This is a genomic window from Lacinutrix gracilariae (genome assembly GCF_042684485.1).
Taxonomy (GTDB): Bacteria; Bacteroidota; Bacteroidia; order Flavobacteriales; family Flavobacteriaceae; genus Oceanihabitans; species Oceanihabitans gracilariae.
This window is the reverse complement of record NZ_JBHULM010000011.1, coordinates 1,268,389-1,282,354: the sequence shown is the minus strand read 5'-3', so window position 1 is coordinate 1,282,354 and position 13,966 is coordinate 1,268,389. Positions and strand designations below refer to the sequence as shown.

Sequence of the window (13,966 nt, the reverse complement as noted above, 5' to 3'; positions counted from 1 at the left end):
GGTTTAAAGTTTCAAGATACTTATAAATGCAAAATACACAAAGCAATTACAAAAAGAGCCCATATTTTAAGATGCTTTTATAACTATTGTATTTTAAACTTCTTACTTTTGATATTCTAAACTGAATTCAAAATAAAATTCCAATTCTCAAAGGAATTAAAAACGATTTTCTCATGAAATACAACCCAATAGACAATCAACTTTTTATAAAAAACCGCAAAAATTTTGCTTCGCAAATGAAGCCTAAAAGCTTAGCTGTTTTTAACTCTAATGATATTTATCCTGTTAGTGCAGACAGCACTTTACCTTTTGCACAACATAGAGACATCTTTTTTTTAAGTGGTGTAGATCAAGAAGAAAGTATTTTAGTACTTTTTCCTGATTGCCCAAACCCGAAACACAAAGAAATTTTATTTTTAAAAGAAACCAACGAACATATTGCGGTTTGGGAAGGTGAAAAACTAACCAAAGAAGCTGCGTTTAAAACAAGTGGTATAAAAACAGTATACTGGTTACAAGACCTAGAAAAAATATTGTTTGAAATCATGACGCAGGCAGAAACGGTTTACATAAACACCAATGAGCATTATAGAGCAAATGTAGAAACCGAAACACGCGAAGACCGTTTTACCAAATGGTTAAAAGAAAAATACCCTGCGCATAGCGTAGCAAAAAGCAACCCTATTTTACAAGCTTTACGTTCTGTAAAAGACCCAATAGAATTAGATTTAATTCAGCAAGCATGTAATATTACCGAAAAAGGGTTTAGAAGAATATTAAACTTTGTAAAACCTGGTGTTATGGAGTATAATATTGAAGCAGAATTTATGCATGAGTTTTTAAATAATCGCTCTAAAGGATTTGCATACACACCTATTGTTGCTTCTGGTAATAACGCAAATGTTTTACACTATATAGAAAACAACCAAGAGTGTAAAGCTGGCGATTTAATTTTACTTGATGTTGGTGCAGAATACGCTAACTACTCGAGTGACATGACTAGAACCATTCCTGTTTCTGGAAAATTTACCAAACGCCAGCGTGAAGTATATGATGCTGTAAATAGAGTAAAAAACGAAGCTACCAAACTATTAGTTCCTGGAGCATTTTGGGCAGAATACCACAAAGAAGTTGGTAAAATAATGACTAGCGAATTATTAGGCCTTGGCTTAATTGATAAAGCAGATGTACAAAACGAAAATCCAGATTGGCCAGCATATAAAAAATACTTTATGCATGGAACAAGTCACCACATGGGATTAGATACACATGACTACGGATTACTTTACGAACCAATGCAAGCCAATATGGTATTTACTGTAGAGCCTGGAATTTATATTCCTGATGAAGGGTTTGGTATTCGATTAGAAGATGACGTAGTGATACAAGAAACAGGAGAACCTTTTAATTTAATGCGCAATATACCAATTGAAGCAGAGGAGATTGAGGAGATTATGAATAAATAAATATTATTAAATCATAAAAAAAAGCGAGCTGTAAGGCTCGCTTTTTTTATTAAGAATTAAATAACAACTAACCATTGATTATTTTTTAAATTTGTCTAGTGAAAGAAAAAACAAACATAAGGGCATCTAGTATATTTCCTGTTTTAGGACTGGTAGTTTTGTTACTAATTTCACCTTGTAAAGTTAGAAATTTTCTTCAAGCACAACTTGATATACCACAAACCGAAGTCACCAATAAAAGTCAGACTTCTATTAGTAGCTCAAATTGTAACGAATTAAATATTTTTAAAAGCAGCAGCGCTAAAGAAAAACCTGTTTCTCAAAACGCTTTTGCAACACTAACAAAATTCGAGTTTCCATGTGAAATCTCTAATTTTCCTAATATCTACCCACGCTTACAGACATCTAGAAATAATTCTAGTTCTGCCATTCCGCTTTATATTTTATATCAAAATTATAAGGATTATCTATAATTCACTTTTCATAAGTAGCAACAAACCAGTTATAAAAACTGGAATTTTTAACAATTATAGATAACAAAAAATGAATAATATCAGTATAAAAAATGATGCTGGGCTTTTAGCTCTAGCAATAAGATTAGTAATAGGTTGGACCTACTTTTCAGCCTTTTGGAGAAGAACCATTTTAACCAACAAACTCGACCCTAAATTAGCAGGATATATTGGAGAAAAATTTAATCACTTTTTACCAAATGCATTAGGTATAAAACCAATTATACAATACTTGGTAGAAAACCCAGATACACTATGGCTAAACATGGTAATTTTCACCATTATTGAAGGTATTGTAGGTTTATTCATCCTTTTTGGTTTTTTTACTAGAATAATGAGTATAGGTGTTTTTGGCTTGGCCATGGGGATTCTTCTTGGTTCTGGATGGATCGGAACCACCTGCTTAGATGAATGGCAAATTGGAGTATTAGGGATTGCAACTGGTTTTGTATTATTTTTAACAGGAAGTGGAAAATATTCTTTAGACCATTATTTTATGCAAAACAATTTTTCTTTTACAAATAAGAAATGGTTTGCATGGATAGGCTCTGGGGTTTTACCAATTAAGGAAGGTATTTTCCCTAGAGTGGTATTAATTGGCTCGTTTTTAATTTTAGGAATAACATTAACAACTAACCAAGTGTTTCATGGCGGCTTATGGGGAAAGCTTCACAACAAATCTGTTAAGCCAAAATTAGAAATTACCGAAGCCAAAATAAACAACAATAGTTTTTCTTTTGATGTATTTAGAACCGAAGGAGTAGATGTTTATGGCTCTTGGGTTATAAGTATTAAATTAATAGACAGCCACAATAACACCGTTACAGAATACACACAACAGGATTTAGCAACTTTAGATATGGCAAGTATCTCCAATTATTATGTAGCTAAAGTAAAACCCGGGAAACATAGTTTAATTATACCTTTAGGCGCAAAAGCATCATTGCATTTTCAAAATAACGAGATCTCTAATTTAGCTCCTGGAAAATACAGGTTAAAAATAACAGATATTAGTGGCGCATTTTGGGAACATGAAGTGGTAAAGAATTAAATTACACAAATCTATCAACATATAAAAAAGCCCCCAAAAAATAGTTTAGTTTTTTGGGGGCAATCTATATGACTTGCATTTTTATTTAAGCTAATACACCATCATTTTCAAAAACGTAACGTTGTAGTTTTTTCAAGGTTTCTAGCTTATCACTAGTATTAATTAATAGTGAGATGTTATTATTAGAACCTCCATAAGAAATCATACGCACGCTAACATCTTGTAATATTTGGAATAAGTTTGGGGTATCTGGATGAAAAATTATAGCATTACCAACCAAGCACACAATACTCATAAAATCATCTACCTCAACAAGAGCAAAACGCTCTAACTCTTCTACAATTGCATTTAAATGCGTGGTATCATCAATAGTTAACGAGACTGCAATTTCTGAGGTGGTAATCATATCAATAGACGTTTCATAACGCTCAAAAATCTCGAATACTTTCTTTAAAAAACCATGTGCTAAAAGCATTCTAGCCGATTTAATTTTTATTGCTGTAATATTATCTTTTGCAGCAATAGCTTTAATACCTTCTCCATGTACTTCATTTGTAATTAAAGTACCATAAGAAGCTGGAGACATGGTATTTTTTAATCGTACAGGAATATCTAATGCACGAACTGGCATAACGGTTTGAGGATGCAAAATTTTCGCTCCGAAATAAGCTAGCTCTGCAGACTCATCAAAAGACAAATTAGAAATGGCTTTGGTATTTTCTACAAATCTAGGGTCGTTGTTATGAAATCCGTCAATGTCTGTCCATATCTGCACTTCTTCAGCTTTTACTACAGCACCAATAATAGTTGCTGTATAATCGCTTCCACCACGTTGTAAATTACTAATTGCACCTTCGGCATCACGACAAATAAACCCTTGTGTAATATATATTTCTGCATCAGGAGTTGCAGCAATAACTCGGTTTAAATTCTGTTGAATATAATAGTTATCTGGCTCATTGGTTTTATCAATTCGCATAAAATCTAAAGCAGGCAATAAGGCTGCATTAATATTTTCTTGTTGCAAGTAACGACTAAAAATAAAGGTAGATAGCAATTCGCCTTGTGCTACGATTTCATTATACAACAATACATCATATTGCTTATGCACTAATGTTTCTAGTGTAGTAAACACAAGGTTTACATAATCAAAAACAGTTTGATAAATTTCTGTATTTGTAATTAAAGACGTAATGGTTTTGTTATAATTATTTCTAAGTGCATTAATAACAATTAACGCTTCGTCAACATCTCCTGCTTCAATATATTCTGAAATCTTTACAAGTGCGTTAGTAGTTCCTGACATAGCAGATAAAACAACCACTTTTTTCTGTCCGTTATTAATGATGTCTTTTACATGCATCATGTTTTCAATTGAACCAACAGACGTACCTCCAAATTTTAATACCAACATAATATTTACTGTTTTATAAGAACAAAACTAATTAGGAAGTAACTGATAGCCATAAAAATGAAAAATTTGTACTACTTTTACACAACCTGTTAAATAATTAACAATTAGTAATATTTTTAGTGTTAGGAAACACAGCGTAGCGACCTAATAAGGTAGTACACCATGTAAAGCGCTCTGTTTACTATATAAAATGATAAAGGAAAAATAAAAACGAAGTCTTATTTATGAAAACTATAGCCTCTTGTGTAGAAGACATTTTAATTACACAACCTTTTTTAGAAGAAGCCTTATCTAGAAGCATCATTAACTATTCTGCTTTAGCTGAAGAATTAAAAACACCTATTAGTGATATGCTAAGAAAGCCTGTAAAATCTGGCGCTATCATGATGGCCTTACGAAGATACAACACACCAAACACCTTACGTCACTCTTTAAAACTAAAAAGCACCTTACAAAAATTAGGAGATATTACTGTGCGCTCTAACCTTAGTGATTTTACGTTTCAAAACTCTGAAACCTTAATACAAAGCCACTCTAAAATACTAGAACAAGTAGAGAGCAATAAAGATGTTTTTTATGCTTTTACTAGAGGAATTTACGAAAGCAATATCATTATATCTAGTTCAGAAAAAAAAGCGATTACCAAGTATTTTGTAGCAGAAAACCAAACAGGTATTCAAGAAGGACTATCTGCCATTAGTGTACGCTTACCAAAAGACAATTCTAAAATATCTGGTTTATACTACCAAATTTTTAAACGATTAGCTTGGGAAAACATTCCTATATACGAGGTGGTTTCTACTACCAACGAATTTACCGTTTTAGTAGAAGACCACGTGGTAGACAAAGCTTTTTCTGTAATTAAAAACCTAAAGAATTAATTGCTTACTACAGTCAATTCTCCTGCTTGTAGTGCCTTTTCATAATTAGCTTTTACAGAAGTATATAAACCAAAGAATTTAGTACCATCCTCCTTTTTTAAAACAACATAACTTTCATTATTGTCATCATTAACAACATCAGCAACAACAACTTGGTTACCAATAACAGGTTTATAACTAGAAGTTTTACCTCTTTTAACTAATATGTTTAATTGTGGAAATGCAATATGATTATAAAATTGAGCCGAAGGTGCTTTCACCATTAATTTGTCACCAACTTTTGGTTGATTTTGCCCATAAGACAACAAACTAACACAAAGAAACAATACCATTACAACTATTTTTTTCATAATTTTTTAAGCTTTTTATTTAGACTACAAAGTTAAAAAAATGGCATAAAAAAAAGCAAACTTTAACAAAGTTTGCTTTTTAATTTAACAAGTATTTAAGCAACTATTCTACTTGCAAAGTATATTGAGGCGTATGGTTTAACGGACAAAAATAAGTGTACGTTCCTTTAGCAAGTGTTACTTGACTTGTAGATTCTGTTTCGCCTAGTTTTACCACTTCTGTTACATAAGCTTCTTTAATATGGTTTGCAGGGTTTGATGCATCATCTCCTGCTTTAACCAACACAAAACCTACTTCTGGTGCTGCGTTGTTATTAGATACTTGAAATACATAAGTACCTTCTTTTAGCGTTAGTTCTTTTTGTGTAAACGCTCCTTTTGTTTGCTCTAAAGCAACAGTTGTAACGGTTGTTTTTTCTTGTGCTGTAGCTGTAATTGAAAATGCTACTAAGAATAATGCGATAAATAAATTTTTCATGATTTTGTTTTTATTTGTTTTTAATTATGGAGGTATTAGTTGTTTGTTACTGTAAATTTTCCTGCTTCTACACTCGGAAAATCTACTTCGGTTTCTGCAATATGGTTTACATAATTGGTAAGCGTATTAGAAACTACATTTAAAACAATTTCTAAAATATCTTCGTCATTAAAACCTGCTTCTTTAACTTCTTGAATAGCCTTAGCAGATACTTGTCCTCTGTTTTTTGTAACTGCTTGTGCAAATTGTAAACCTGCTTGTGTTTTTGTGTCTGCTGCAATTGCTTGTCTGCTTAACTCTGTTTGCTCTTCTGTTAAACCATTCATTTTACCAATTGCTGTGTGTGCAGATAAACAATAATTACATTGGTTTTCTTCGGCAATTGCTAACGCTAATTGTTCTCTAAACTTGTTATTAAAGTTTCCGCTAGCTGTTAACTCTCCTAAACTTAAATAGGTTTGTAAAGTTGCTGGTGAATTACCAAACACTTTTATTAGGTTTGGTATAAAGCCTAATTTGCTTTGTACTGCATTAAATAACTCTTTAGATTTTCCTGTGGTTGTTTCTGGGTTTAATGTTTCAATTCTTGTACTCATGTTATTTGTTTTTTTTTATTTCTGATACTGCAGAAATTGTATTAATATTTTATTATTGTTGTAATCTGAACTCTTAATTTTTGCTATTGCAAATTATATTGTCTTGCTGCGTATTATCATACTCTTGAAATCCCCAACAATTAGGACATGTTATATTTTTTATTGTTTTCATATTCGCTATGTTTTTAATGTTAGTAATTAATTACACTGCAAAGATGCGACACGAATAGGCTTTGAAAAATGGACAAAAGTTCCTTATGCTTGGACTTATTTGATTTCACACCGATTTACAGGGTTTTGAATCTGTAATTATTGCGTGAAGGATGGAAATGGCATCCTTTTTTTTGCTGCCATATATGGCAAAAAAAAGATAGAATGTACAGCCTGACCTTTATGGTCACGCCAAAAAAATCAATATTCTTTTTTAAACTGAAGTGGTGATTTTAAGGTTCCTTTTTTAAAGAATCTTGTAAAATAGGCTGCATCATTAAAACCTAAATTGTAGGCTATTTCTTTTACCGAATGGTTGGAGTAGATTAATTGCCTTTTTGCTTCTAAGAGAATTCTGTTTTTAATAAAATCACTAGGTGTTTGGTTTCCTATTTTATTAAAATGTTTGGCTAATGATTTTGGCGAGAGACCTAATCTGTTAGCGTAATGGGTTACTGTGTGTAGGGTTTTATAGTTTTGCTCTACCAATACACTAAAGTCTTTAAAGAGTTTGGTTTCTTGATCTTCTTTAATGGTATGGTGTTCTTTTCTTACTCGAACTGCGTGAATAATAAACTGCTTTAAATAGGTTTGCAACATATCATATTGTGCAGCTTGGTCTGTTTTAAACTCTTGAATTAAACCCTCTAATATAAACTCTAGTTTTTGGGTATCTTTTGTACAAGGTTTTACAAAAGGGGTTTGGTACACGTTATTAAAAAGAACTCCGTTACAAGCAACTTCTTTATCATGTGTTTGAATACAGTAAAAATCACGTACAAAGGATATTTTGTAGGCTTCTTGAATTGCTTCAGAATCAATAGTAAACACTTGTCCTGGAGACAGAAAAAACAATACATTATCTTGAAAAGTATAACTTTTAAAATCTATGTTATAGGTACCTTTTCCTTTTTTAATCCAATACACATTATAAGCATCTACTTGTTCTGGCTTGTTAAAAACACAGGCTTTTTCAAATTGAACAGTGCTTAATGAAAATATATCTTTATAGGAATATCTTGTAATGTCTTGCTCTGCCATACTGTACTAATTAGTTAGATGTGGCTTTAGTCGTAAAATTTTTAAAATTTAACAATCCAAAGCTAATTAAAGCTGGTAAAACCCAACCTAAACTATGTTTTGCAAAAGGAATGTTTGCCATTATTTCTGTTATCTTTTCTGAAGGACTTAAAAAAAGAAGCACATCTGGAATACTAAAAATAAAAGTTACCAATACCACCACACGAAACACGTTTTTAGATGCGAATTTTTCTGGGATAGCGTTTAATAAAATTAACACAATAGTTATAGGATAAATAAATAGCAATACTGGTAAGGCTATTACTATTATAGAATTAAAGTTTAACTGACCAACAACTACACCAAAAACCGAAGCTACAACAGCTGTAACCACATAAACGGTTTGTGAGTTTTTTATTAAACCTTTAAAATAATCTGCTGTACCTGTTACAATACCAACTGCTGTTGTAAAACAGGCTAAAGCTATTACTATACTTAAAACGGCATTACCAAATGCACCCAATGCTTTGATGCTAATACCTCTTAACAAGGTAGCACGTTGCGCATCACCACTTAAGTTTTGATTTAAGTCAATATCTGAACCAAAATAAGCACCAACCGAAATTAAACCTGCATAAATTATAAACAACCCAAAACCAGCAATAAGACCAGAATTTTTTATCAGCTCTTTTTTAGCTTGAAAAGAAGCTTTTATATTTATATTAATAGAAATAATAATTACAGCACCAACAACTACAGCTGCAATAGCATCAAAGGTTTGATAGCCTTCTAAAATACCATTTACAATAGGCGCTTTAACAGTACTTGTATTAGGAGTAAAATCTGTAGTAAACAAACCAATACCAATAACCAACAAAAGAATAGCTACTATAAAAGGGGTTAAATACTTACCGATTACATTTAATATTCTAGACCTATTTAAAACAAACACAAGCACTAAAGCAAAGTAAATACTACTTGTTAATAAAGGGGAACTGCCAAAATTTGGATGTATAGCAATTTCATGTGTAGCCGCTGCTGTTCTAGGGGAAGGAATTGCAACAACAATAAAGTATATTAATACACAATAAACATAACTAAAAGCAGGAGACACTTTTTTACCAAAATCATACAAAGTACCTTGTAATTTGGCATGTGCATAAATACCTATTATAGGAATAACTACTGCTGTAATAATAAAACCAAAAGTTACCCAAAACCAATTTTCACCAGCTTGATATCCTAAAAGTGGTGGTAGCAGTAAATTTCCGGCTCCAAAAAACAACGAAAACATTGCAAAGCTTGTTATTAATAATTCTTTTGTTTTATTCATAGGTATTATTATAGAATACTTCTTAAAAACAGGAAGTTTCTCATTTTAAATTATAGAGTCGTAATTTATTAAAAACCCTTAATTATCTTTGCACAATATAGTTTAAATATGATTTTAGAATACAAAGGCATTAATGTTTTTTATACCGATCAAGGACAAGGAACTGCCATTATATTATTGCATGGATTTCTTGAAAACCATAAAATGTGGCATGCTTTTTTACCCGAACTCACAAAAAAAAATCGAGTAATTTGTATAGATCTTTTAGGTCATGGTAAAACCGATTGCTTAGGTTATATACATAGCATGGAAGAAATGGCAGAAATGGTTCATGCTGTTTTAAAACATTTAAGACTTAGAAAATACTACATGCTTGGCCACTCGATGGGAGGATATATAGCATTGGCTTATGCCGAAAAGTATACAAAAACTTTAAAAGGAGTATGCCTATTAAACTCTACCTATAAGGCAGATGACGCAGAACGCAAACAACTTCGCGTGAGAGCAAATAAAATGATACAAACCAATTTTAACAATATGGTACGTATGTCTTTTGCTAATTTGTTTAGTGAAAAAAGTAAAGTATTATACAAAACAGCATTTGATGCAGCTTTAAAAGAAGCTTTAAAAACACCTCTTCAAGGATATATTGCTTGTCAAGAAGGTATGCGCTTAAGACCAAACAGACAAAAACTCTTTAGCTCTTTAACTTGCAAGAAACTCCTTATTGCTGGAAAAAACGATCCTGTTGTAGATGCCGAAAACCTAGTAGAAGAAACAAAAAACACACAAATTAAAACTGTGGTTTTAAGCGAAGGACATATGAGCCATATTGAAAATTATAAAATGTGCCTAGAAGAAATCATGCATTTCATCGAATAAATATAGCTTTTTGTCGTTTTTTTCATTTTTTTTCATTAGGTTTATGCTTACCAAACGCTCAAAAAATGAAAAAACCTACGCTAAAGCCTGCTTTTATCCCTCATTTAGTTTGCAATATTTTTGGACACAAATTTGAAGTATCTAAAAATGTCACCTACCATGTAAAAGAATACCAATGTACACATTGCAAAAAGCAAATGACCACTAACAGTAATGGCAATTTAATTCCGTTAACTGCTAAGTACAAAAAAATTAATTCTGTATTAGAACACATTTATAACAAAAAGGAGTTACGTTTACAGGAAAAATCTTACGCTTCATCGATTAACTAGTATGTTTTTGTGCGAAAACAATAAAATCTGTTAGCTTGTATACCAATAAATTAGCTAATAAATTCTATGAAGAAAATTCAATGTAGCGTTTTTGGTCATAATTTTGTTGTTTCAAAAGAAATCACAGCACATGTGAAAGAATACAAATGCAAACATTGCAAAAAGCAAATGACTACAAGTGCTAATGGTAACCTCATACCACTCACTCCAAAATACAAAAGAATAAATTCTGTTTTAAAAAAAGTTTATTTTAAAAAAGAAAAGCGCAAAGCAATTATTCTTGATCATTAAGCGCATTCCAACCTTGTGCTTGTAATGGTATTTTAGTTTCTGCTCTAGTTACTAAATGCATACCTACGTTTGGCTCTGTCATATAACCAATTACTGTAAAATTAGGATTTGCTTTTATTTTAGGATAATCTTCTTGCGAAAGCGTAAATAGCAATTCATAATCTTCTCCTCCATTTAAAGCAACCGTTGTACTATCTATATTAAATTCTTCGCAAGTAGAAATAACTTGAGGATCTAGTGGTAGTTTTTCTTCATACAAATCACAACCCACTTTACTATGCTTACATAAGTGCATGATTTCTGAAGATAATCCATCACTAACATCAATCATAGACGTTGGTTTAACCTCTAAGTCTTTAAAAAGTTTTACAATATCTTTTCTAGCTTCTGGTTTTAATTGTCTTTCAATAATATAGCTATAAGGCTCCATATCTGGTTGGCTATTTGGGTTTACCAAAAACACTTGTTTTTCGCGTTCTAAAACTTGTAATCCCATATATGCTCCACCAAGATCACCAGTAACTACTAGTAAATCGTTTGGTTTTGCACCACTTCTGCACACTACATCTTCTTTTTCAACCTCACCAATTGCAGTAACAGATATTAATAATCCTGAGGTAGAAGAAGTAGTATCGCCACCAACAACATCAATGTCATAAATTTTTGCTGCAGTACCAATTCCTGCATATAATTCTTCTAGAGCCTCTAAAGGAAAACGGTTAGAAACAGCTATAGAAACTGTAATTTGAGTTGCCTTTGCATTCATTGCAAACACATCAGATAAATTCACAATAACTGCCTTGTAACCTAAGTGTTTTAAAGGCATGTAGCTTAAATCAAAATGCACACCTTCTACCAATAAATCGGTAGTAACCACAATTTGTTTGTTCTTAAATTCTAAAACAGCAGCATCGTCACCAATACTTTGTATTGTTGATTTTTGCGAAACTTTAAATTGAGACGTTAAATGGTCTATTAAACCAAATTCTCCTAAATCACTTAATGCAGTACGTTGTTGATTTTTATCTTCTATCATGTTGCAAAAATAAGAAGCTTATTTTTAATGCCTCACAATTTTTTAATGAAAATAATCAAGATCTAATTACAAATTAGATTAAAAACATTAGAACACAGACTACAGCATGAAAATACAGACTTTTTTTACAAGTAAAGTCAAAGAAAACCAACCATAGATTTTTCTTATAAAAACATCACTAATATAATGTAAGCATATATGGAAATCCATGACTTATATTGTATATTTGCACTCTATTTAGACAAAATCTATTTAACAATTATGATAAAAGTTTCAGAAACAGCTAAAAAGAAAGTCATTGAACTTATGACTGAAGATGGCTATAATGCAGCAACAGACTACGTTCGTGTTGGTGTAAAAAGCGGAGGTTGCTCTGGTTTATCTTATGACTTAAAGTTTGATAAAGAAAAGAACGAAGAAGATAAAATGTTTGAAGACAATGCTATTAAAATTATTGTCGACAAGAAAAGCTTTTTGTACCTAATAGGAACCACACTAGAGTATTCTGGAGGATTAAACGGAACAGGTTTTGTGTTTAATAACCCAAATGCCAATAGAACCTGTGGTTGTGGCGAATCATTTTCGTTATAAACCACTATAAATCTTTCTTTTAACAGAAGGACTTTAAAATTAAATTCAAGATATGAGTAAATATACAGAAGACGATCTAAGAGAAGAACTTAAAACCAAAGAATACGAATATGGTTTTTACACAGATATTGAATCTGAAACATTCCCTATTGGATTAAATGAAGACATTGTTCGCGCTATTTCTAAAAAGAAAGAAGAGCCAGAATGGATGACAGCATGGAGACTAGAAGCATTTAAAGTTTGGAAAGAAATGAAAGAACCAGACTGGGCAAATGTAAATTATGAAAAACCAGATTTTCAAGCCATTGCATACTACTCTGCACCAACTTCTGTAGATCCTAATAAAACATTAGATGATGTAGATCCAGATTTACTAGCTATGTATAAAAAGCTAGGAATTTCTGTAGACGAACAGAAAAAAATGAACAATATTGCTATGGATATTGTTGTAGATTCTGTTTCTGTTGCTACAACTTTCAAAAAAACATTAGCAGAAAAAGGCATTATATTTATGTCTATTTCTGAAGCAATAAAAGAACATCCAGAACTAGTAAAAAAATACTTAGGTACAGTAGTGCCGCAAAAAGACAATTTTTATGCAGCATTAAATTCTGCGGTATTTAGTGATGGTTCATTTTGCTACATTCCTAAAGGAGTAAAATGTCCTATGGAATTATCTACTTATTTTAGAATAAACCAAGCAGGAACAGGACAGTTTGAAAGAACACTAGTGATTGCAGATGAAGGTAGTTACGTATCGTACCTAGAAGGCTGTACAGCTCCTAGTCGTGATGAAAACCAATTACACGCTGCAGTAGTAGAGTTAATTGCACTTGATGATGCCGAAATTAAATACTCTACTGTACAAAACTGGTTTCCAGGTAATGCAGAAGGAAAAGGTGGTGTTTACAACTTTGTAACCAAACGTGGTTTATGCGAAACCAATGCCAAAATTTCATGGACACAAGTAGAAACAGGTTCTGCTGTAACCTGGAAATATCCTTCATGTGTACTAAAAGGAGATAATTCTGTTGGTGAGTTTTATTCTATTGCAGTAACTAACAATTACCAGCAAGCAGATACAGGAACCAAAATGATTCATTTAGGTAAAAACACAAAATCAACTATTATATCTAAAGGTATTTCTGCAGGAAAATCACAAAACTCTTATAGAGGTTTAGTGCAAGTAAATTCTCGTGCAGAAAATGCGCGTAACTTTAGCCAATGTGATAGTTTATTAATGGGAAATGAATGTGGTGCACACACGTTTCCGTATATAGAAGCAAAAAACAAAACAGCACAAATAGAGCACGAAGCAACAACTAGTAAAATTGGTGAAGACCAAATATTTTACTGTAACCAACGTGGTATAGATACAGAAAAAGCCATTGCATTAATTGTAAACGGTTTTAGTAAAGATGTATTAAACAAGTTACCAATGGAGTTTGCTGTTGAAGCACAAAAACTATTAGAAATTTCACTAGAAGGTTCTGTAGGATAAACAAAACAAATAAAAATGTCAC

The 13,966-nt window shown here is 31.8% G+C and carries 16 protein-coding genes; 9 read left to right on the top strand and 7 right to left on the bottom strand.

Annotated elements, in window-relative coordinates; genetic code table 11:
* Positions 1–173 precede the first annotated feature (173 nt).
* From ACFSSB_RS12630 to ACFSSB_RS12620, 3 genes are all read left to right on the top strand, one after another.
* Positions 174–1,466 (top strand): aminopeptidase P family protein, encoded by a 1,293-nt coding sequence (locus ACFSSB_RS12630; RefSeq protein ID WP_379904790.1) that lies wholly within the window; start codon positions 174–176, stop codon positions 1,464–1,466.
* Positions 1,467–1,564: 98 nt separating this feature from the next.
* Entirely contained in the window at positions 1,565–1,939 is a 375-nt protein-coding gene (locus tag ACFSSB_RS12625; RefSeq protein WP_379904788.1) for a hypothetical protein, read from the top strand.
* 70 nt (positions 1,940–2,009) lie between these two features.
* A complete protein-coding gene (locus tag ACFSSB_RS12620; protein WP_379904786.1) occupies positions 2,010–3,029 on the top strand; it encodes a TQO small subunit DoxD in 1,020 nt (339 codons plus the stop codon).
* 85 nt (positions 3,030–3,114) lie between these two features.
* On the opposite strand, the gene ACFSSB_RS12615 is transcribed toward ACFSSB_RS12620, so the two are convergent.
* Complete coding sequence (locus ACFSSB_RS12615; protein WP_379904784.1) at positions 3,115–4,443, bottom strand: aspartate kinase; 1,329 nt, start codon at positions 4,441–4,443, stop codon at positions 3,115–3,117.
* Positions 4,444–4,667: 224 nt separating this feature from the next.
* On the opposite strand from ACFSSB_RS12615, the gene ACFSSB_RS12610 reads away from it, so the two are divergent.
* Positions 4,668–5,324: a hypothetical protein gene (locus tag ACFSSB_RS12610; protein ID WP_379904782.1), complete on the top strand. Its 657-nt coding sequence runs from the start codon at positions 4,668–4,670 to the stop codon at positions 5,322–5,324.
* Here ACFSSB_RS12610 and ACFSSB_RS12605 read toward each other — a convergent pair.
* From ACFSSB_RS12605 to brnQ, 5 genes are all read right to left on the bottom strand, one after another.
* On the bottom strand, positions 5,321–5,674 hold the full coding sequence (locus ACFSSB_RS12605; protein WP_379904780.1) for a hypothetical protein: 354 nt from the start codon (positions 5,672–5,674) through the stop codon (positions 5,321–5,323). The genes ACFSSB_RS12610 and ACFSSB_RS12605 overlap by 4 nt on opposite strands.
* Before the next feature lie 103 nt (positions 5,675–5,777).
* Positions 5,778–6,152 (bottom strand): cupredoxin domain-containing protein, encoded by a 375-nt coding sequence (locus ACFSSB_RS12600; protein WP_379904778.1) that lies wholly within the window; start codon positions 6,150–6,152, stop codon positions 5,778–5,780.
* Between the two features lie 35 nt (positions 6,153–6,187).
* The gene (locus ACFSSB_RS12595; protein ID WP_379904776.1) at positions 6,188–6,748 is read right to left on the bottom strand and encodes a carboxymuconolactone decarboxylase family protein; all 561 of its coding nucleotides are present in this window, start codon (positions 6,746–6,748) and stop codon (positions 6,188–6,190) included.
* A 411-nt stretch (positions 6,749–7,159) separates the two neighbouring features.
* On the bottom strand, positions 7,160–7,999 hold the full coding sequence (locus tag ACFSSB_RS12590; protein WP_379904774.1) for a helix-turn-helix domain-containing protein: 840 nt from the start codon (positions 7,997–7,999) through the stop codon (positions 7,160–7,162).
* A gap of 10 nt (positions 8,000–8,009) precedes the next feature.
* The gene (brnQ, locus tag ACFSSB_RS12585; protein ID WP_379904772.1) at positions 8,010–9,311 is read right to left on the bottom strand and encodes a branched-chain amino acid transport system II carrier protein; all 1,302 of its coding nucleotides are present in this window, start codon (positions 9,309–9,311) and stop codon (positions 8,010–8,012) included.
* Between the two features lie 108 nt (positions 9,312–9,419).
* On the opposite strand from brnQ, the gene ACFSSB_RS12580 reads away from it, so the two are divergent.
* The 3 genes from ACFSSB_RS12580 (at position 9,420) to ACFSSB_RS12570 (ending at position 10,816) form a co-directional block, all read left to right on the top strand.
* On the top strand, positions 9,420–10,193 hold the full coding sequence (locus ACFSSB_RS12580; protein WP_379904770.1) for an alpha/beta fold hydrolase: 774 nt from the start codon (positions 9,420–9,422) through the stop codon (positions 10,191–10,193).
* Between the two features lie 65 nt (positions 10,194–10,258).
* Complete coding sequence (locus tag ACFSSB_RS12575) at positions 10,259–10,525, top strand: DUF1660 family phage protein (protein ID WP_379904768.1); 267 nt, start codon at positions 10,259–10,261, stop codon at positions 10,523–10,525.
* 66 nt (positions 10,526–10,591) lie between these two features.
* The gene (locus ACFSSB_RS12570) at positions 10,592–10,816 is read left to right on the top strand and encodes a hypothetical protein (protein ID WP_379904766.1); all 225 of its coding nucleotides are present in this window, start codon (positions 10,592–10,594) and stop codon (positions 10,814–10,816) included.
* Here ACFSSB_RS12570 and thiL read toward each other — a convergent pair.
* A complete protein-coding gene (thiL, locus tag ACFSSB_RS12565; RefSeq protein WP_379904764.1) occupies positions 10,800–11,852 on the bottom strand; it encodes a thiamine-phosphate kinase in 1,053 nt (350 codons plus the stop codon). The two genes, ACFSSB_RS12570 and thiL, sit on opposite strands and share 17 nt — an antisense overlap.
* 261 nt (positions 11,853–12,113) lie before the next feature.
* Between thiL and ACFSSB_RS12560 the strand changes: the two genes are divergently transcribed.
* Together ACFSSB_RS12560 and sufB are read left to right on the top strand one after the other, a co-directional pair.
* The gene (locus ACFSSB_RS12560) at positions 12,114–12,443 is read left to right on the top strand and encodes a HesB/IscA family protein (protein WP_379904762.1); all 330 of its coding nucleotides are present in this window, start codon (positions 12,114–12,116) and stop codon (positions 12,441–12,443) included.
* 52 nt (positions 12,444–12,495) lie between these two features.
* Entirely contained in the window at positions 12,496–13,944 is a 1,449-nt protein-coding gene (gene sufB, locus ACFSSB_RS12555; protein ID WP_379904760.1) for a Fe-S cluster assembly protein SufB, read from the top strand.
* The last annotated feature ends 22 nt before the right edge of the window (positions 13,945–13,966 follow it).

What these genes read in the sequence shown, in the direction of transcription:
- ACFSSB_RS12580 (WP_379904770.1), top strand. Translation starts at nt 9,420, where the DNA reads ATGATTTTAGAATACAAAGGCATTAATGTTTTTTATACCGATCAAGGA.
- ACFSSB_RS12630 (WP_379904790.1), top strand. Translation starts at nt 174, where the DNA reads ATGAAATACAACCCAATAGACAATCAACTTTTTATAAAAAACCGCAAA.
- ACFSSB_RS12610 (WP_379904782.1), top strand. Translation starts at nt 4,668, where the DNA reads ATGAAAACTATAGCCTCTTGTGTAGAAGACATTTTAATTACACAACCT.
- ACFSSB_RS12595 (WP_379904776.1), bottom strand. Translation starts at nt 6,748, where the DNA reads ATGAGTACAAGAATTGAAACATTAAACCCAGAAACAACCACAGGAAAA.
- ACFSSB_RS12570 (WP_379904766.1), top strand. Translation starts at nt 10,592, where the DNA reads ATGAAGAAAATTCAATGTAGCGTTTTTGGTCATAATTTTGTTGTTTCA.
- ACFSSB_RS12590 (WP_379904774.1), bottom strand. Translation starts at nt 7,999, where the DNA reads ATGGCAGAGCAAGACATTACAAGATATTCCTATAAAGATATATTTTCA.
- ACFSSB_RS12600 (WP_379904778.1), bottom strand. Translation starts at nt 6,152, where the DNA reads ATGAAAAATTTATTTATCGCATTATTCTTAGTAGCATTTTCAATTACA.
- ACFSSB_RS12560 (WP_379904762.1), top strand. Translation starts at nt 12,114, where the DNA reads ATGATAAAAGTTTCAGAAACAGCTAAAAAGAAAGTCATTGAACTTATG.
- ACFSSB_RS12615 (WP_379904784.1), bottom strand. Translation starts at nt 4,443, where the DNA reads ATGTTGGTATTAAAATTTGGAGGTACGTCTGTTGGTTCAATTGAAAAC.
- ACFSSB_RS12575 (WP_379904768.1), top strand. Translation starts at nt 10,259, where the DNA reads ATGAAAAAACCTACGCTAAAGCCTGCTTTTATCCCTCATTTAGTTTGC.
- ACFSSB_RS12620 (WP_379904786.1), top strand. Translation starts at nt 2,010, where the DNA reads ATGAATAATATCAGTATAAAAAATGATGCTGGGCTTTTAGCTCTAGCA.
- thiL (WP_379904764.1), bottom strand. Translation starts at nt 11,852, where the DNA reads ATGATAGAAGATAAAAATCAACAACGTACTGCATTAAGTGATTTAGGA.
- brnQ (WP_379904772.1), bottom strand. Translation starts at nt 9,311, where the DNA reads ATGAATAAAACAAAAGAATTATTAATAACAAGCTTTGCAATGTTTTCG.
- ACFSSB_RS12605 (WP_379904780.1), bottom strand. Translation starts at nt 5,674, where the DNA reads ATGAAAAAAATAGTTGTAATGGTATTGTTTCTTTGTGTTAGTTTGTTG.
- sufB (WP_379904760.1), top strand. Translation starts at nt 12,496, where the DNA reads ATGAGTAAATATACAGAAGACGATCTAAGAGAAGAACTTAAAACCAAA.